At 42.1% G+C, this 17,972-nt stretch carries 18 protein-coding genes; 13 read left to right on the top strand and 5 right to left on the bottom strand.

What is annotated here, in order from left to right:
* The first annotated feature begins 17 nt into the window (after nt 1–17).
* The 8 genes from CWC18_RS00345 to folX all read left to right on the top strand — a co-directional run bounded on the left by CWC18_RS00345 (nt 18) and on the right by folX (nt 7,662).
* Complete coding sequence (locus CWC18_RS00345) at nt 18–1,085, top strand: GAF domain-containing protein (RefSeq protein ID WP_138674455.1); 1,068 nt, start codon at nt 18–20, stop codon at nt 1,083–1,085.
* A gap of 57 nt (nt 1,086–1,142) precedes the next feature.
* Nucleotides 1,143–2,255, top strand: coding sequence for a response regulator (locus CWC18_RS00350; protein ID WP_138674456.1), 1,113 nt, complete (start codon nt 1,143–1,145; stop codon nt 2,253–2,255).
* A 15-nt stretch (nt 2,256–2,270) separates the two neighbouring features.
* Nucleotides 2,271–2,897, top strand: coding sequence for a YceH family protein (locus CWC18_RS00355; protein ID WP_138591420.1), 627 nt, complete (start codon nt 2,271–2,273; stop codon nt 2,895–2,897).
* A 60-nt stretch (nt 2,898–2,957) separates the two neighbouring features.
* Nucleotides 2,958–3,788: an ammonia-dependent NAD(+) synthetase gene (nadE, locus tag CWC18_RS00360; protein ID WP_138591419.1), complete on the top strand. Its 831-nt coding sequence runs from the start codon at nt 2,958–2,960 to the stop codon at nt 3,786–3,788.
* Nucleotides 3,789–3,865: 77 nt separating this feature from the next.
* Entirely contained in the window at nt 3,866–5,815 is a 1,950-nt protein-coding gene (locus tag CWC18_RS00365; RefSeq protein ID WP_138674457.1) for an alpha/beta hydrolase family protein, read from the top strand.
* A 201-nt stretch (nt 5,816–6,016) separates the two neighbouring features.
* Nucleotides 6,017–6,724, top strand: a complete 708-nt coding sequence (gene folM / locus CWC18_RS00370; protein WP_138591417.1) for a dihydromonapterin reductase — start codon at nt 6,017–6,019, stop codon at nt 6,722–6,724.
* 14 nt (nt 6,725–6,738) lie between these two features.
* On the top strand, nt 6,739–7,293 hold the full coding sequence (gene folE, locus CWC18_RS00375) for a GTP cyclohydrolase I FolE (protein ID WP_119860453.1): 555 nt from the start codon (nt 6,739–6,741) through the stop codon (nt 7,291–7,293).
* Between the two features lie 9 nt (nt 7,294–7,302).
* A complete protein-coding gene (gene folX / locus CWC18_RS00380; RefSeq protein ID WP_138591416.1) occupies nt 7,303–7,662 on the top strand; it encodes a dihydroneopterin triphosphate 2'-epimerase in 360 nt (119 codons plus the stop codon).
* Between the two features lie 17 nt (nt 7,663–7,679).
* On the opposite strand, the gene CWC18_RS00385 is transcribed toward folX, so the two are convergent.
* Nucleotides 7,680–8,114 carry a YqaA family protein gene (locus CWC18_RS00385; RefSeq protein ID WP_138674479.1) on the bottom strand — a complete coding sequence of 145 codons (435 nt, stop codon included), beginning with the start codon at nt 8,112–8,114 and terminating at the stop codon, nt 7,680–7,682.
* 179 nt (nt 8,115–8,293) lie between these two features.
* On the opposite strand from CWC18_RS00385, the gene CWC18_RS00390 reads away from it, so the two are divergent.
* Nucleotides 8,294–8,803, top strand: a complete 510-nt coding sequence (locus CWC18_RS00390; protein ID WP_138591415.1) for a TlpA family protein disulfide reductase — start codon at nt 8,294–8,296, stop codon at nt 8,801–8,803.
* 23 nt (nt 8,804–8,826) lie between these two features.
* Complete coding sequence (locus CWC18_RS00395; protein WP_138591414.1) at nt 8,827–9,288, top strand: DUF2721 domain-containing protein; 462 nt, start codon at nt 8,827–8,829, stop codon at nt 9,286–9,288.
* Nucleotides 9,289–9,386: 98 nt separating this feature from the next.
* On the opposite strand, the gene CWC18_RS00400 is transcribed toward CWC18_RS00395, so the two are convergent.
* Nucleotides 9,387–13,043 carry a S8 family serine peptidase gene (locus CWC18_RS00400; protein WP_171040998.1) on the bottom strand — a complete coding sequence of 1,219 codons (3,657 nt, stop codon included), beginning with the start codon at nt 13,041–13,043 and terminating at the stop codon, nt 9,387–9,389.
* A 379-nt stretch (nt 13,044–13,422) separates the two neighbouring features.
* Between CWC18_RS00400 and CWC18_RS00405 the strand changes: the two genes are divergently transcribed.
* Nucleotides 13,423–13,872 carry a c-type cytochrome gene (locus CWC18_RS00405; RefSeq protein WP_138591412.1) on the top strand — a complete coding sequence of 150 codons (450 nt, stop codon included), beginning with the start codon at nt 13,423–13,425 and terminating at the stop codon, nt 13,870–13,872.
* A gap of 57 nt (nt 13,873–13,929) precedes the next feature.
* On the opposite strand, the gene CWC18_RS00410 is transcribed toward CWC18_RS00405, so the two are convergent.
* Complete coding sequence (locus tag CWC18_RS00410) at nt 13,930–14,577, bottom strand: cytochrome b/b6 domain-containing protein (RefSeq protein WP_138674458.1); 648 nt, start codon at nt 14,575–14,577, stop codon at nt 13,930–13,932.
* Between the two features lie 197 nt (nt 14,578–14,774).
* Nucleotides 14,775–15,929: an iron-containing alcohol dehydrogenase gene (locus tag CWC18_RS00415; protein ID WP_138674459.1), complete on the bottom strand. Its 1,155-nt coding sequence runs from the start codon at nt 15,927–15,929 to the stop codon at nt 14,775–14,777.
* Between the two features lie 169 nt (nt 15,930–16,098).
* Here CWC18_RS00415 and CWC18_RS00420 point away from each other — a divergent pair, with 169 nt between their 5' ends.
* Both CWC18_RS00420 and CWC18_RS00425 read left to right on the top strand, forming a co-directional pair.
* Nucleotides 16,099–16,962 carry a LysR family transcriptional regulator gene (locus tag CWC18_RS00420; protein ID WP_138674460.1) on the top strand — a complete coding sequence of 288 codons (864 nt, stop codon included), beginning with the start codon at nt 16,099–16,101 and terminating at the stop codon, nt 16,960–16,962.
* Nucleotides 16,963–17,014: 52 nt separating this feature from the next.
* A complete protein-coding gene (locus CWC18_RS00425; RefSeq protein WP_138591408.1) occupies nt 17,015–17,500 on the top strand; it encodes a glutathione peroxidase in 486 nt (161 codons plus the stop codon).
* Nucleotides 17,501–17,562: 62 nt separating this feature from the next.
* On the opposite strand, the gene CWC18_RS00430 is transcribed toward CWC18_RS00425, so the two are convergent.
* Complete coding sequence (locus CWC18_RS00430; RefSeq protein ID WP_138591407.1) at nt 17,563–17,745, bottom strand: PA3496 family putative envelope integrity protein; 183 nt, start codon at nt 17,743–17,745, stop codon at nt 17,563–17,565.
* Nucleotides 17,746–17,972 lie beyond the last annotated feature (227 nt).

Consider the following 17,972-nt stretch of genomic DNA (forward strand, 5'->3'; position numbering starts at 1 on the left):
TTTCATTTAGTGTGTCGGTGGCCTCAGGAAAATGGCAACTGTATGCGGTACTTCGATTTGGTTGGGAGCCAGAAGTTGCTGCAGTTTGGCCATTTCGTCTCGCGTTACTCACCATTATTTTACTGTTCATTGACGCATTTATCTTCTTTAATAAACTCATAAAGCAATTACATGATAACGCCCAAACCTTAACCAGTATGGGCAGCCTTACTGAGGTTGGTGCATGGTCAGTTGATATAAAAACCCGAGATATTAGTTGGTCAGACGTCACCAAACACATATTTGAAGTGTCTGACCATTATCAGGCAACGTGGATGAGTTCGACCGAATTTTTCAAAGAAGGTAAACATCGGCGAAACTTTCAGCATGTCATTGAGCAGGCGATTAAACATGGCACCCGCTTTGAGGAAGAGCTCATCATTTTGACTGCGCAAGGCCATGAACGCTGGATATTGATGAAAGGCAAAGCCAATCGTTATAAAAACTGGACTTACGAAATTTTTGGGTCAGTACAAAATATTCAAACCCGAAAACACATGGAAATTGAGCATGACAAAATAGCCAGAAACAATGAACTATTAGCGCAGCTTAGCAGCCATGATGCAGTATTAAACAATCATATTGATAGCGCGCAGAATGTGGTGGCTGATGCCATTAGCCAAGGGCTTGATGCATCGCGAGCAAGTATATGGGTATTTAACGCAGAAAGTACTTTGCTGATCCCAAGCTGCTTCAGTAATACTCGCCAAGACAATCTAAAACACTTCCCACCGTGGCGAAAAAGCAACCTTGCAGAGTTATTTTCGCAAGTGCAAAAAAATCAACTACTCAAAGCAAAGTTCGCCCACAGTCATGAATGTACTTTAGGGTTAAGTGAGCATTATTTAGGGCCTTTTGAAGTGAATGCATTACTAGGCTGTGCTATTACCTACAAAGGTCAAATCATTGGCTTATTGTGCGCCGAATATGCCTTACCTAACCCTGATTGGGGACATAGTGACGGGCGCTTTATCCGTGCAATATCCGCCATGTTAGGCAGTTTATTTGCCAGCCAAGAACAACAAAAAGCAAAACAACAAGCTTGATTAGCCAAAAATGTTGCAGAACAGTCGGCGAAAATCAAAGCGGACTTTCTCGCAAGCATGAGTCATGAAATTCGCACGCCCATGAACGGTATTTTAGGCATGTTAGATATCGTACTCAACACAGAGTTGAACCAGTCGCAACACCACCACTTAGGGCTTGCCCAAGGCTCAGCAGGCTCATTGTTCACTATCATTAATGATATTCTCGACTTATCAAAAATTGAGGCGGGTAAGCTTGATATCGAGTTCATCGAATGTAATTTAGTTCAAATACTCAGTGACAGTGTCAGTAACTTTGCCCCAAAAGCGCTCGAACAACGCACTGAGTTATTTATCGATAGCCGAAATATGAAAACGCAATTTGCGAAAACCGATCCGCATCAACCACATGAATTAGTAGCCCATCACTTACTTGATGCTTGGCGAATACCCAGTGAACACTTTGAAAGTTTACCTGCGGCTCTCTCGTTACTGCAAGATACCCGGCTAAAATCACCCGCAATTATTATTGCCGAATCAATTATTGTCGATGCTTCTGATACCCAAATCACCCAATTAAAAAATATCCTAAAACAGCCAGGCAGCTGTTTTGCATTGATCAGTAATCGCCTTGGCAATAACAAGAAGCTCGCACACCTTAACCCCGACCTTGTTTTCTTGAGACCACTCACACCGGCTAATGCCCTTAAGCTCTGCACATTAAGCAAGCAGCAAACACCCGATTCGCCGCAACAAAAAGGGACAATTAATGCCTCGATTCTTTTAGTTGAAGATAACAAGGTAAACCAAGTGGTCGCTCTAGCACTATTGAAACGCCTCGATATTACCCCCACTTGTATCGATAATGGTCGCTTTGCTATTGAACACCTGAAGCAGCAACCAAAGCGATATGATGTAATACTAATGGATTGCCAAATGCCAGAATTAGATGGTTACCAAACAACAGGGCAGATCCGCCAAGGTATCGCTGGCAAGCAACACCAATCTACTGCGATTGTCGCCTTAACAGCTAATGCCATGCAAGGCGATCGTGAAAAATGCTTAGCAGCAGGCATGGATGATTATTTAAGTAAACCGATAGAATTTAATGACCTTGAAGCCGCACTAAGAAAATGGACACAAGATGTTAGTAAAACAACCACTGATAGCGTAAAGTTGATAAAACAATAAGATAGGAACAACGATATGGAATTCACGCCAAATGAACAACGGGTCATCGGATGCCTACTTGAAAAGCAGACTACAACACCCGAACATTACCCCCTGTCACTTAATGCATTAACAAATGCATGTAACCAAAAATCTAACAGGGAACCCGTACTCACACTCAGCGAGTCCGAAGTCTTAGATACATTAACGCAATTAGAAAAAAAGCGCGTTGTCCTCCTCGACGAAGGGTTATCTGGACGCGTAAATAAGTACAGCCACCGCTTCTGTAATACCGAGTTTAGCAGTTTACAATTAAGTGAACAGCAACGCGCGATATTGTGTATTTTATTTCTTCGTGGCCCGCAAACACCAGGGGAGCTGCGTACACGCTCTGCACGACTCACAAACTTCACTACTGTCAGCGACGTAGAAAACACGTTAGCAGACATGTTAGAGCAGGAGTGGGTGTGTAAACTGGAACGAGAACCAGGTAAACGAGAAAGCCGTTACCAGCATTTACTCGCAGATCAAGCTCCTCCAGCAGCGTCAAAGAGAGAACAAGCAACACCGCAGCTATCAAATTCAGAATTAGATTCTTTGGTTGACGAGATAACCCAGTTGAAACAAGAGCTGGCAGCAATTAAACAACATTTAGGGCTTTAATTTCTCGCCAGATAAAAACATAATAACACTTTGCAATAATTGGTAATTGAGGAAATCGCTATGCGCCAAACGATTCTGGCTGAAATGAAAGTCCAACCCGAAATAGACGCTGCTTTTGAAGTCACTCGCCGCGTGAACTTTATTAAACAACGTTTAATCGACGCGCATTGTGTCACCTTAGTGTTAGGGATCAGTGGCGGGGTAGACTCATCAACCTGTGGTCGCCTGTGTCAACTGGCCATAGATGAACTCAATCAACAGCACAGCGACACTCAGTATCAATTTATTGCTATGCGCTTACCCTATGGCGTGCAAGCCGATGAAGATGAAGCACAGCAAGCCTTAACATTTATTCAACCAAGTAAACGCGTCACAGTTAATATTAAACCTGCGGCTGATGCAATGCACGAGCAAGCAATGCTCGCAATGACGGCATCTGAACTTACATTACCGTCTAAGTCCACTATTGATTTTATTAAAGGCAATGTCAAAGCTCGCCAACGTATGGTTGCACAATATGAAATAGCGGGATTAACCAAAGGGTTAGTTGTTGGTACAGATCACAGCGCCGAGAATATTACAGGCTTTTATACCAAATTTGGGGATGGTGCATGTGATTTAGCCCCTTTATTTGGCTTGTCAAAACGTCAAGTCAGAGCACTTGCAGCACATTTACACGCACCTGACACGCTAGTTAATAAAGCGCCTACAGCGGATCTTGAATGCGATCGTCCAGGCTTAACCGATGAAGAAGCACTGGGTCTGAGCTATGACGAAATCGATGACTTTTTAGAAGGTAAAACAGTTTCAGATTTGGTAAACAAAACACTCATAGACATTTATTTGCGCACGCAGCACAAGCGTCAGCCCATCCCCACCATTTATGATTAAACGATAAAAAACTTGTGATGGACCAATAATCATGACAACCTCCCTCTTTATCTGTTTTAGCGAGCAAAAGAGGGAACATGTTGCGCTTCATATTCACACTTCTGTTTATTTCATCAGCACCAAATGCGCAGGCTGCTGAACACCCAAAAACATCTGAATTATCACAAGCACCAATAGAAGCTTATACAAGTTTACCATTGGTGAGTCAGGTTGATTTATCACCCAACGGTACTCACTTAGCCTTTGTACAAAACTATCAAGGTACCCTAGTCTTAAATATAACCAATTTAAAAACCCAAGAAACACTGCCTGTTTTAAAGTCAGACAATAAAGAAGTTACTTTAAATTGGTACGACTGGGCCAATAACAACACCTTAATTGTTGCTGCAGGTTACACACAAAGGCAGCGGTTACTAAAGTATCACTCGACGCAGCTCTTTAAATTTGATCTTAATGGCACTAAAAAGCTAGAAAACTTACTGCCTATCCGCAATCGCAATGTCAAAAATGCGGCGCAATTTCAAGATAATGTGATTAGTATGCTGCCAAATGACCCTAAGCATATTCTAGTGGCTGTTGATTTCGATACAGTGAATAGACCCAGTGTTTTCAAAGTTAATGTGGATACCAAACGCAGAGAACGAATTTTAAGACCAAGACGTAATATCTCAGACTGGATAGCTGATAGACAAGGTAACGTACGTATTGGCTACAAGCTTAAAGACACCACTATTTCCTATATTCTCTATGACCGTGATAAAAACAGTTTACATAATAAACCGCTGTATCAATTTGATGTTTTCTCACCAGAGCGAGTAACGATATTAGGTTTTGGACAGGATGGCGACACGTTATATATAAAAGCCAACCATGAAGGAAAAAACGCCCTATTCAAAACCAAAGTCAGTCAACCTCAAAATCGTGAACTCATTTTTTCCGATCCGGATTATGATGTTGATGGCACCATTTTGTACTCTCAAATAACCGGAAAAGTGAATGGTTTTTCACACTCGAATACCGAGAGGAGTCGCATATATTGGGATGAAGAATATAAAAGCCTGCAAACAGCCTTATCGAGTGCACTGCCAAATGCACACAATGTGATCATAGATAAAAGCCAAGATGGCGATACATATGTTTTATACTCTAGTTCAAATACTGACTCTGGCACCTACTATTTGGGGCAGCGTAAAGCACAGTCACTATATTTGTTTGCGCCCCAATATCCTGAAATACAAGATGCGACCTATTTAGGTAAGCAACGCCATCGTTATAAAGCACGTGATGGTCTAACTATCGAAGGATATTTAACCTTGCCACCTGGTGATCGCTCCAACAGTGTGCCATACCCGACAATTATTTTACCGCATGGTGGGCCTATGGCTCGAGATTATGCTGACTTTGACTATTGGTCTGAGCTTTTTGCCAGCCGAGGCTATGCTGTGTTCCAGCCTAATTTTAGAGGGTCATATGGTTATGGGTATGAATTTGCACAAGCAGCAATGGGCGCGTGGGGAGAGGCGATGCAAAATGATTTACAAGATGCTGCGCACTACCTTATCGAACAGAAAATTGCGAATAAAGATCAGATTTGTGTCGGTGGAGGAAGTTACGGCGGGTATGCTGCCGTGATGGCTGTCGTAAAACACCCTGATACATTCAAATGCGCCGCCAGTTTTGCAGGCGTTATGGATTTAGAGTCCATAGTGTCACGTGCACGCTACTATACCAATAGAGAGGTGGTAGAGAAACAATTTGGTGACGATGACAACAAATTAGAAAGCAATTCGCCCATCAATAATATTGCGGCAATAAAACGGCCTATATTATTAATTCATGGGGAAGATGATAAGGTCGTTCCTGTCAGCCATAGTCGTCGTATGTATGATGACTTACTCGATGCAAAAAAAGCAGTCAAATATATTGAGCTTGAATCAGGTAATCACCATTTAAGCTATCAAGCACATCGGCATACCACACTCACGGCATTTTTAAGCTTTTTTGACACCCATTTAAAAGCAAAATAGTCCATAGTGTGAAGCGTCACTTCTTATGAGTGCACGCTTCACACAGACACCACCAAAGCCATAAAACGCAAAAAATTCATACTCCTGCCTCTATATTTTCACAATACCCATCAACTGACTGATCAACAAAGTAAAACAAGGTTGAAAAATTAAGTTATAGTTAAACTATTCATGTATTTAATTTATAGGTTAATGGTTGAGATGACCGCTCCCATTCTCATCACAGGTGCCGCTCAACGCATTGGTTTGGCACTCGTTCAACACTTTGTTAAAAATCAACAACCCGTCATTATGACGTATCGCACTCGCCATAACATCATTGACGAACTTGAACAGCAAGGTGTGATTTGTATTGAAAGTAACTTTGATGACGCAGATGCCGTTGACACCCTTGTCGCCAAAGTAAAAATGCATACCAGCAGTTTAAAAGCCATCATCCACAATGCCTCTAGCTGGGATTGTGAAGGGCAAAACCCTGATCATAGTCGCTTATTTGACAGTATGATCCGCATTCACGCCAAGGTGCCTTATTTGCTTAATATGGCAATGAGCGACCTTTTGCTCGCATACGATGATATTGCAGACATAATCCATTTGACTGATTATGTCGTAGAAACAGGCAGTGCTAAGCATATTGCGTATGCCGCCAGCAAAGCAACGCTTGATAATTTAAGTAAGTCATTTGCGGCCAAATTTGCGCCACGTATCAAAGTCAATGCCATTGCACCCAGTTTAATTATTTTTAACGAACATGATTCGTCTGAATATAAAGAAAAAACATTGAAAAAATCACTCATGGCTATTGAGCCTGGTTGTCGAGAAATCGTCAATAGTGTTGAGCTACTGCTCAATAGTAACTACATTACAGGCCGCACTCTGCCCGTTGACGGCGGACGTCACCTAAAATAGATAGAGAATTTGTTATGCATGACGAACTAAAAAGCAGTTATCATCAAATCATTGAAGCTGTCGGTGAAGATAGCAATAGAGAAGGCTTATTAGATACCCCAAAGCGGGCCGCCAAAGCCATGGAGTACCTCACAAAGGGCTATCGAGAAACGCTCGATGAGATCACCAATAATGCCGTATTCACTTCAGATGCAGACGATATGGTGCTGATCCAAGATATTGAACTTTACTCTATGTGCGAGCATCACTTACTGCCTTTTGTCGGTCGGTGCCACATTGCCTATATACCAAATGGCAAAGTACTCGGCTTATCGAAATTTGCCCGCATTGTTGATATGTACGCCCGTCGATTTCAAATCCAAGAACAACTAACCCATCAAATTGCAAAAGCTGTTGAAGAAGTCACGGGGGCAAAAGGTGTAGGCGTCATTGTTGAAGCTAAGCATATGTGTATGATGATGCGTGGTGTAGAAAAACAAAACTCCAAAATGCGCACCTCTGTTATGCTTGGCAACTTCCGAGAAGACCCTAAAACACGCAATGAGTTTTTACAGCTCGTCAAAAACTAAGGACCGTTTATGCAAAATGCGATCATCAATATTACTAACCTCAGGCTGCGAACATTTATTGGCTTTAACCCTGAAGAACGAGAAAAAAAGCAAGATGTTGTGCTGAATATAGAGATCCACTATCCAGCAGACACTGCGTGTGTCAGTGGTGATGAAGTTGAACATGCGCTGAATTATAAAACAGTAACAAAAGCGGTGATAAGCATTGTAGAAACAGGCCATTTTCTCTTACTAGAAAAGCTCGTCGCCGATATATTAGGGGAGTGCCACAGTCACCCCACGGTCACTTATGCAAAGGTAAGAGTAGATAAACCCCATGCATTACGGTTTGCAGACTCTGTCTCCTTGACCCTCGATTGGCAAAAATAATAAGACTGAGCGGTAGGTTATATCAGCCGCTCAATCCCCATAATGCTCAGTATAATAAATGCATATCGAGCCCCCTTGCTCAGACTCACTAAGAGTAAAAAAAGCCAAAACCGAAACTTACACAAGCCTGCCACTAAAGTAAGCGGATCCCCTATAATAGGCACCCATGATAACAAAAGACTCCACACACCATAACGCCCAAATAGCTGCTGTGCTTTCATGACCTGTTGCGGTGAAATCGGAAACCATGATGTATGCTGATAACTCATCATTTTCAATCCGAGCCAATAATTGACACAACTTCCCAATACATTGCCCATTGTGGCGACTAACCACCATTGAAATAGTACATCACGGTTGTTTATTGCTAACGTAGATAATACGACCTCTGAGCTACCTGGTAACAACGTGGCAGAGCTAAAAGCAGAGAAAAACAACCCGAAATATGTCAGCACTCCGCCCCCTTACCCTAAAAAATATTTGAGCCCAAGTCTTGTGTATTTATACAGAGTTCTACAAAAAAGCATGACGCAACAAACCTGTATACGCCGTAGGCATTCTCACATTATACTGAAATAGCAAGTTATACGTACTGAAAAGCGAATAATTAACATAATCATGGAGAACAAGAATGATCAAAACAGTGAGTCATGTACTTATTGGTGCACTGCTATGTGGTGTAGTGACCGGTTGCAGCACTGTAGCAAGCCCCCCAGCGACAAGTGATAAAGGATATGAAACATACATTAACCCCGGGCAAGCCTTCAAGCACACAAACCTGACTAATATAGATAATAAGCCTATCTCACTGAACCCAAATAAGAAGAAGTTAGTACTGTTATTTGCGACTTGGTGCTCTGACTCACTACGCACCTTAAATGAATTAAAAGCCTCTTCCATCATCCGTGACCCGACAATACAAATTATTGCCATTGGCAGAGAGCAAACTCGCGAAACACTCAAAAAATTCAATCAAGACTTTGCGTTACCATTTGAGTTAGTTGCTGACTCAGATAGAACGATATACCAACAGTATGCGAACAAAGGCATACCCCGCCTTATTTTGTTAGATAAGAATAACACCGTAGTAAAAACACTAATTGGTGAGCAAGCGAATATTATTGACCAAGTAATTTGGTAATCTGAATAAACTAAGAGGCTGTAATGAGTAACGATGTTGTTAGCATATTAACCATGGCAAAAGTGATACAAACGGCTGTCGCACCGGTATTTCTTATTACTGGTATTGCCGCGACATTAGGCGTACTGTCAAATCGACTCGCTAGAATAACCGACCGAGCCAGATTGCTCGACCGCAAGGTCAACAGCTCTCAAGATGATGCCTTGAAAACATCGCTATGTACTGAGATGCGTGCACTGCTCAAGCGCTCTCGCTGCATTCATATTGCATTTAGTATGAGTGTATTAAGCGCATTACTGGTCTGTGCCGTAGTCATGCTTCTCTTTACTTCCCACCTTTATACCATCCCAGTGGGTATTACACTTTCAAGCTGCTTTATTGCCGCGATGATGTTATTGATGGGCGCTTTTTTAGCATTACTGTCTGAAATATTTTTGGCAACCCGGAGTATGCGAAGAGGTATGATTTTTAAAGATTTAGAATAAAAGGGATTAAAGATCGTCAGTACACTATCATCAAGAGACATAAATCAAGCATAAAAAAACGCCAGTCAATGACTGGCGTTTTTATACACTATTTCAAGTTACTTCTGTTTGCGACGACGAAGCGCAGCAAACGGTGCAGCAAGTAGCGCTAACCACGCTAAAGAACCTGATGAAGAGCTATTAGATTCAGGCAGTGTTACTGGAGCTGTAGGTGTTACAGGTTCAGCAACATCCGTTACCGTTACATTAACTTTAGTTGGGGCTAAAGTATGAGCACTCTCACCAGCTACTTTCGCCGTGTAAGTGAAGCTATCATTTCCGTAAAAGTCAGCATTTGGTGTATAAATCGCTTTACCATCAGTAAATTCAACTGAACCATTTTCAGGCGCTGATACGACAGCCAGTGTTGCCGAATCGAAACCTGCTTCAGGTGTAGAAAGTGTTACACTTTGAACTGCACGCTGATGTAACCCATCACGGTTATTAAGACTCAAAGGTATTAAGTCTACATGTTGAGCTGTGTCATTTGCTAATACGTCAATGGCTTCTGATGATGTATCTTCATTCATTGTAATACTATCTGCCACACCAGCCTTGATTTCCGCATCTGCAGTAAATTTAGCTTTAAAAGACATACCTAAAGAGCCACCAGATACATAATTAAAGTGTGTGCTCTTACCCGCAACAGGTGCAACGCCTTCACCATTATAATAAGTTTGGAAACCCACTAAACCATTGTCGTTCTCAATACCAACAGTCGCTTTTTCAGGCATTCTTGGTACTTTGACATAGTTAAAGAAGATCTCTTCTTCCCCATTTAAACGGATCCAAGCTTGGAACGTAAACTTATCACCAGAAGTGTCTTGATAAAGCTCTGCATCAGCCCACTCTGTTACCCAGTATACTTTTGCATCATCGCCTTCGCCTACTTGCTTAATCGCTACGTAAACATCGCCACCACTTGTTTCGCCATCACCTTGAAGGTCAAAGTCAGCCCATAATGGTGCAATCAAACCATTTTGGCCATTGCTTGAAGGAATCTCAGAGTTAGCACCTGTGCCGCTAGCAGTACCATTACCAGCTACAATCAAACCATTGGTCGTAATTGTAATGTAGTTGTACTCTTGTCCAGCTAGTTTGAAGTTAAACCCGCTACCAATCGCCGCTAAGTTAAACTTAAAGTCAGAGTCATCACAGCTGTCGCTACATGACGGGCTGTATTCTCCATCTGCCTTCAAATCAACAGCCAAACCTTCTACAACCGAGGCAGAAACAGAGGCTTTTTCTAGTGTACCAGTAAAGCCAACATGGTTTGCATCCGCATCTGCAGCCGCTAAGATTTGCTCGCCACCAGTCAAAGAGACGTTGAAGCTATCAGGAACGATACTCAAAGACTGTGGTAATGCAGATGTCAGCGTTACCAATCCGTCAATGGTTTCGTTGGTGAAACCTAAGTTGACGTCAAATTCTTCTGTATCAGAGGCACCAGAGGTCGATACGGCAAGGCCAGGTAACGAAGTTGAAGAAGCAAATGCCGCTAATGGCAAGTGACCAACGCGGTTACCAGCAGCATCATACGCTTCTAAACGTGCAAATTCCCATGCGTCTAAATCAACCGCTTTAATATTCATCGTAACAGATGCCGCTTTCGCGTCACCGTCTTCGCCATGTGCTGCTAGTTCAAGACTGTGCGTGTTCAAGTCAACAGTGGCACCAGAGCCCATTGCAACCGCTTTCAACGTTAGATTCATTGACTCAGCCGTCATATTTCGGATGCTGACTGAGTAATCACAGCTTTCGATACACTGAGTTTCAGATAATCCCATTTCAGAGAACGTGACTTTTGCATCTAATGACTGAGCGACATCTAAACGGCCAGCACCAACATCAAAGGCATCAGCTGGTGTCGCTTGATCGGTCTTTTTCAAGCCCTCTGTGACACTGGTGTTAGCCAGTGCTGATTTAACCTCTTTTGCACTCCAAGTTGGATACTGTTGCTTAAGTAATGCAGCAGCACCAGCAACATGTGGTCCGGCCATTGAAGTACCAGTTAACTCAGCAAAACCTGCACTACCATCAGCTGTATTCAAATACGCAGATAAAGTATTTGTACCTGGTGCGGCAATGTTTGGTTTCAGAATAGACGGATCACCATTTGGACCACGTGAAGAAGAACCAGTTACGGCATCTCTTGCTGCTTCACTGTTAATAACGCGAACTTCACCGTCAACGCTCAGTTCACTGTCAAAGCCTTCAGCAGACACAGCAGCAGTGATCATCTCTCCATCAGCTTGACCAACCATGAACGCAGGCACAGCATCAACACCGCCCATACTCATTGTGATTGGGCTACCGCCACGGTTATTGTATACAAGTAACGCTTTAGCGCCTGCATCCGCTGCATTTGTTGCTTTCGTTGAGAAATTACAGCTGCCTCGAGACACAACTGCAAAGCCGCCATCAAAAGAATTAGCTGGGAATGCTGAACACCCTTCAATATTGTCAGGATCAACAACACCTGCAAGAATTGGTTTTGCTGAAATGACCGTATCGAAAGCAGTTGTTGAACTCGTTTTATGAACAATGTAATCACTGTCACCTAACTTCATGCCCGATGTAAATACTCGGCCATGATCGGTATTTGCAACAGAAATGACACTTTCTAGATTCGCTGGACCACCAATAGTTTGTGCACCTGCACCGCCGTTACCAGCAGAAACAACCGCTACAACCCCAGCATCTTCGATGCTCTGGAATACTTCAGCGTATGCACTATTAGCTGGGTGTGTACCATAACCACCACCCCACGAGTTGTTAATAACATCTGCACCATCTTCTAACGCATGCTCTAAGGCTTCAATTAGCATGATGTTTGAACCACCACCTGTATATAATGCCTTATATGCCATTAAATACGCGCCAGGTGCAACACCGCTGATCTCTACGGAATTATTGTTATATTCTGTGGTGATGGTAGAACCAACCGCAGTACCCGCTACGTGAGTACCATGTCCGCCAACATCAAGCGGGCTAAACGTTTGCGTGTCTGGCTGTGCAAAGGTAGGCGCAGAATAACGTGCAACAATTAGCTTATTATTACAAAAAGACGCATCGACAGTACGGCAATAATCATCTGTAGGTAAGGCATCTGTCGGAGCGGCCATACCTGCATCGTCAAACATTGGGTTAGTTGGTACTATACCCGTGTCGATTACCGCTACGCGAACACCTTTACCCGCTTCACGATCACCGCCCAGTTTTTCCCACGCCGTGGGAGCATTGATCAAAGACAGTGAAGTATCCATTTCTGGAAAATAGCGCTCTTCTTTGAATACTTTAGTAACACCAGGTAGCGACTTTAATTTTGCGTAAATATCTTTTGAAGACTTAACAACAACAGCATTCATTGTTGAATCAAAAAAGCGATCAACCTTAGCACTTGGTATAGCTTGAGCCATAACTGACGCGAAAGTCGTTCTTTCTGCAGCTAAAGCTTGCTTATGTGACTGCACACTTTTAGCTTGCACATTGAATTTATTGCCGGTTAAAGAATGGTCTAACGCACCATCAACCTGAACCAATGATCCACTTTCCAAACGTACAATGTAATAATTTTGTTCTTGTGCTTGGCTTAAAGCATGATGTTTTGATTTAGCAAAGCTATTGTGTTCATGTTCAAAAGCACTTGCAGCGCTCATAGATAAAGCACCACATACCGATGCAGCTATCACTGACATTTTAATTGTATTAGACATCATTTCCCCTAGGACTTGTTGTTAACTGATTTAACAGTTGGCGTCTTTGTTGTTAAATATCACATTGCACTTTGTCGCATTTGTTGATTTTATTCGACCAATGGATAGGCTCATTAATATAGTGTGAAAGTACCAACACAATCAACAGTAAATGCAAACAAAAGAAACCCAACATTTACAACAGGAGAGGAATTAAATTTAAATCACTGATATAAATGATTATTATATTGTAAAAGAAAGTAAATGATTCTGTCATCAAAGCGAAATAGATAACAACAATAACTACTTTAAAGGTCTAGGTTATCGGTAAACGCATACAACTTGCCTTTTTTAACGCTTTTACGTAAAACATTAAGTCATACCAAACAAGGGGCAAAATATGAAAAAGTTAATCATGATTGGCGCTGTATTAAGCGCACTTTCAGCTAATGTAGCAGCAAACTCACTCTTTGAAGCACCAGAAGATGCGATCGAATATAGAAAAGCTGCGTTCCAACTCATTCGTTATCAAATTGGCGACATGGGCGATATGCTTAAAGGTAAAGTACCTTTTGATGCACAAAGGTTTGCTCAACGCGCTAACAATGCAGCAAGTCTATCAAGCATGCCATGGGAAGCGTTTACAACAGGATCTGACAAAGGTGATACAAGTGCATTAGCGGCAGTGTGGAGTGAGCGTGCTAAATTTGATGAAAAAGCACAGTCATTTGCAAAATACGCAAAAGCTTTAGCGGTTGCGGCACAGTCTGGTGATAAAAAAGTCATCGCACCCGCTTTTAAAAATTGGGCGAAGGGTTGTAAAGATTGCCACAAATCTTTTAAAGATTAAGATAAGTTTACCAACTTCATCAATATAAACGGTGCATATGCACCGTTTTTTAATGAGTTAACCTATATTCAGTAAAGTCATGAGAGGTTCTTGACCCCATAAAAATAAGAACGCCGTAGCCAGAACAATAAATAACATATACGCGAATTTTCCAGAGCGCATATGCGGTTTATCCGCAGCGTTTGGGCTATACCCTGTTACTAGGGTCTTAACCAACTTCTTTCCTTTTATTCTGTAAAGCACAATTGCTAAAATGTGCAGTCCAATTGCCAAAAGCAAAAGGTCGATGTTATCTCGATGCAAGTCGTTAGCAAGCTCAACCCAGGCATACGAGACATACTGTACTAACGGCCCTTCAACCAAGATGTCATCACTACTCATTAACCCACTCAATAACTGAATAAATATCAGTGTAAAAAAGACTAATATCATCACACTACCGGCCGGGTTGTGCCCTGTGGCTGGTTGGTCTTTTAATAAAGCGCTTATAACCGCTTTCGGTGAATGAAATAATGACGAGAGCCGGGCAGTACTGCTACCAAAAACTCCCCATATGATCCGCGTGATCATCAAGGCTAATAGCATATAACCGGTCACAAAGTGTAAATCTAACCACCCTTCATCGCCACTGATATATAACACCGCAATACCAATCACAAGTAACCAATGAAACCCCCTAATAAACCCATCCCAAACTTTAACCATTGCGCCCCTCTCTAGCCTTAATTTGGTTATTCGAATAATTTTGAGTATGACAAACTCTTAAGAGCAACGCATCACTATATGCGATGAAAGTCTTACCTTATCAGCTAAAGTATGGGGGATAAAAAACGAAGAGCCCCACTCTAGTGGGGCCTAGCATAAATCATCGTAACAGCGAATTGCGGCCACTCATTAACTAATCACACACTGGCTAATAAAATGCGTTTACTTTTCTCTAGAGTGACCGCTTGCTGCTCGCCCAATGCAACCATGCCATGGCGCTCTAACTGCGCGCATACTTGCGGTACAACCTCTTCACCCAAACCATGATCACTAAAACGTGTAAGCATATTAAGCTGCTGAAAAAACTGCTCAGTCAACGAAATTGCATCTGAAATAGCGTTATCAGGCTCTGTAGTATCTAGATTAAAGACCCGCTCTGCGTACTGTAATAATTTTTCACGCTTTTCTTTCTGTTGCTCTGCCAGCATACGGGGTAAAATAATCGCCAAAGTTTGTGCGTGGTCTAGCCCATATAACGCAGTGATCTCATGTCCAATCATATGTGTTGACCAATCTTGTGGCACCCCAGCACCAATCAAACCATTTAATGCCATCGTAGCTGACCACATAACATTCGCCCGAGTTTGATAACTGGCTTCTTCCTTTAAAACTTTAGGCCCTTCTTCAATTAACGTTAATAATAACCCTTCAGCGAAGCGATCTTGTACTTTTGCATCAACCGGATAAGTCAAATATTGCTCCATGATATGAACAAAGGCATCAACAACGCCATTCGTCAGCTGACGCTTAGGCAGTGACTGCATGACATTTGGGTCAAGTACAGAAAACTGAGGTTGAACTAATTCAGACGAAAATGGCAGTTTATCTTGTGTGTCAATGTTTGAAATAACGCTGAAACTATTAGACTCAGAGCCTGTGGCAGGTAAAGTCAATACGACACCAATTGGTAGCGCATTATTAATTTGTGCACCTTCGGCCAGAATATCCCACGGTTCACCATCAAACAAAGCAGCCGCGGCAATAAACTTACACCCATCTATCACTGATCCCCCCCCAACCGCTAAAATAAAGTCATAGTTTTGAGTCTGGATAAGCTCTACCGCACGCATACATGTCTGGTAGCTTGGATTGGGCTCAATGCCCGCAAATTCTCCCCAAGTAAAATCACTCAGCGCCGCAACAACCTGTTCATAGATACCATTTTTTCTAATACTTCCCCCACCATACACCACCAGCACTTTTGCCCCTTTGGGTATACTGTGCTTGATCTCTAAAATCTGCTGCTCACCAAAATGGATTTGAGTCGGGTTCACAAAACTAAAATTCAACATATTTTACTTACTCCACGAGTCGCTATATGTGGCCCACGCCACCTTGCTAATACGATGAGTTTAATGGTCATCTAACGAAACAAACAGCCACAAAACAGCAAATTACTTTTGCCACACAGCAACAATAAAGCATATATAATTAAATTGTTATTTTTAGTGAGGTAATAATATGTGGCAAGGTCTTGATGTATTTCTGGCAGTTGTTGAACACGGCAGTTTCAGTAAAGCTGCCAATGTATTAGATGTATCAACATCTTATGTAAGTCGACAGATCCAGCAATTAGAGCAACGCCTTGGAACCATATTAATTCATCGTACCACTCGTGCTCAGAACCTGACCGATAGTGGCCGTGAGTATGCGGTGAAACTCAAAGTTATTCAGCAAGAGTTGATCGATGCAACCAACCATATTCAAGGTATTCAAAGGCAACCTAAAGGGTTAATTCGCCTCAGTGGTGCGGGCGATTTTGTGGCTAATCGTATTGCGCCTGTGGTGGCTGAGTTTTTACAGCGCTACCCAGAAGTCAGCATTGAATTCGACTTTAACAATTGTAATATTGATTTGGTTGAAGAGGGGGTCGACATAGCCATTCGCCTTGGTAGATTACAAGATTCAAATCTCATCGCTCGAAAGTTGTGCCATCGCCCTATGAGCCTTGTCGCAAGCCCACACTACATCACACATCACTCCCCCCCAATTCACCCCTATGAATTGGCTAACCATAATTGTTTAATTGCGATCAATAACCGTTGGCGATTTAATATTGCTCAGCAAGTTGAAGAAGTCAAAGTAGTAGGTAACTGGCGCAGTAACAATCCCCATGCCATTCTCAGTGCGTGTAAACAGGGGTTAGGAATAGCGCATCTCGCACAAGATATTGTTGCCGAGTCTATCAAAAGTGGCCAACTCGTTTATTTATTGCCTGAATTTCAAGTTCAAGATAATGCCACTTGGTTGGTTTATCCGCGCAAAGATCTTATGCCATATAGAGTAAGGTTATTAATTGGGTTTTTACTCGAACACTTTAGTTAAGGGTGTGCTAGAGTTGTTTCATAATAATAAAAACATAAAAATAGGATGTCTTATGGATACTTTTTATCAGTTTTCTGCCACCACATTGCAAGGTCAACCATTCGACTTCTCGTCTTTACAAGGCAAAGCGGTACTCATTGTAAATACTGCAAGTCAGTGTGGCTTAACGCCACAATATGAAGGGCTGCAGGCGCTCCATCAAAAATATGCAGAGCAAGGGCTGGTGATCATTGGCTTTCCCTGTAATCAATTTGGTAAGCAAGAACCCGGTAGCCCAGAACAAATACAGCAAGGCTGCCTCATTAACTATGGGGTAGATTTCACTATGATGGAAAAAATCGATGTTAACGGCGAGCATGCTCATCCCTTATATACTTACTTAAAAGCCCAATTACCTGGTCTATTAGGGCAGCGGATCAAATGGAATTTTAGTAAATTTCTAATAAACCGAGCCGGGCAACCTATCAAACGCTATGCGCCTATTACCAAGCCCAATAAGCTAAACAAAGACATTGAAGCTGTGCTTGCGAACCCATAAAAGTAAAAAGGCTGCACGCGCTTTTTACTTTTGAAAGAGGGTGTCTATACTAGGGCACCTTATTACTCTAAATAATCAAAATCGCTATCGCCTGCATCTTTGCGTAAACGTTTTTGCTCTAAATAGTCGTCAATTTTGCGCTTCACTTTACGCTTTTGCTTGTCATGCTGATTTCGCTCTAATTCATCGAACTCACTATCGGTGAAATCATCATCAAGCCCATCATATGAATACGTTTTACCCACAATCTGCTCCAATCACGTTGCCAAAACAGCCCATTTACTTTCATGAAGTGGCGCACGACTGTTCACTTCTTAGTATTTAGCTCTTAATACCCATTTAGAGAAATGAGAGTTTTTTATCGTTTCAATGAAAACTTTTTATCAACACCTTTAAATGGTCAACTTCACTAATTTTTCGTTTTATTTACTATTTATATATTTTAACCATCACAAACAAAAAACATAAACCA

Source organism: Pseudoalteromonas aurantia (assembly GCF_005886875.1).
Taxonomy (GTDB): Bacteria; Pseudomonadota; Gammaproteobacteria; order Enterobacterales; family Alteromonadaceae; genus Pseudoalteromonas; species Pseudoalteromonas aurantia_A.

Excerpts from the sequence above, each read along its gene's own strand:
- CWC18_RS00350 (WP_138674456.1), top strand. The coding sequence starts at position 1,143 with ATGAGTCATGAAATTCGCACGCCCATGAACGGTATTTTAGGCATGTTA.
- CWC18_RS00355 (WP_138591420.1), top strand. The coding sequence starts at position 2,271 with ATGGAATTCACGCCAAATGAACAACGGGTCATCGGATGCCTACTTGAA.
- nadE (WP_138591419.1), top strand. The coding sequence starts at position 2,958 with ATGCGCCAAACGATTCTGGCTGAAATGAAAGTCCAACCCGAAATAGAC.
- CWC18_RS00365 (WP_138674457.1), top strand. The coding sequence starts at position 3,866 with ATGTTGCGCTTCATATTCACACTTCTGTTTATTTCATCAGCACCAAAT.
- folM (WP_138591417.1), top strand. The coding sequence starts at position 6,017 with ATGACCGCTCCCATTCTCATCACAGGTGCCGCTCAACGCATTGGTTTG.
- folE (WP_119860453.1), top strand. The coding sequence starts at position 6,739 with ATGCATGACGAACTAAAAAGCAGTTATCATCAAATCATTGAAGCTGTC.
- folX (WP_138591416.1), top strand. The coding sequence starts at position 7,303 with ATGCAAAATGCGATCATCAATATTACTAACCTCAGGCTGCGAACATTT.
- CWC18_RS00390 (WP_138591415.1), top strand. The coding sequence starts at position 8,294 with ATGATCAAAACAGTGAGTCATGTACTTATTGGTGCACTGCTATGTGGT.
- CWC18_RS00395 (WP_138591414.1), top strand. The coding sequence starts at position 8,827 with ATGAGTAACGATGTTGTTAGCATATTAACCATGGCAAAAGTGATACAA.
- CWC18_RS00400 (WP_171040998.1), bottom strand. The coding sequence starts at position 13,043 with ATGTCTAATACAATTAAAATGTCAGTGATAGCTGCATCGGTATGTGGT.
- CWC18_RS00405 (WP_138591412.1), top strand. The coding sequence starts at position 13,423 with ATGAAAAAGTTAATCATGATTGGCGCTGTATTAAGCGCACTTTCAGCT.
- CWC18_RS00410 (WP_138674458.1), bottom strand. The coding sequence starts at position 14,577 with ATGGTTAAAGTTTGGGATGGGTTTATTAGGGGGTTTCATTGGTTACTT.
- CWC18_RS00415 (WP_138674459.1), bottom strand. The coding sequence starts at position 15,929 with ATGTTGAATTTTAGTTTTGTGAACCCGACTCAAATCCATTTTGGTGAG.
- CWC18_RS00420 (WP_138674460.1), top strand. The coding sequence starts at position 16,099 with ATGTGGCAAGGTCTTGATGTATTTCTGGCAGTTGTTGAACACGGCAGT.
- CWC18_RS00425 (WP_138591408.1), top strand. The coding sequence starts at position 17,015 with ATGGATACTTTTTATCAGTTTTCTGCCACCACATTGCAAGGTCAACCA.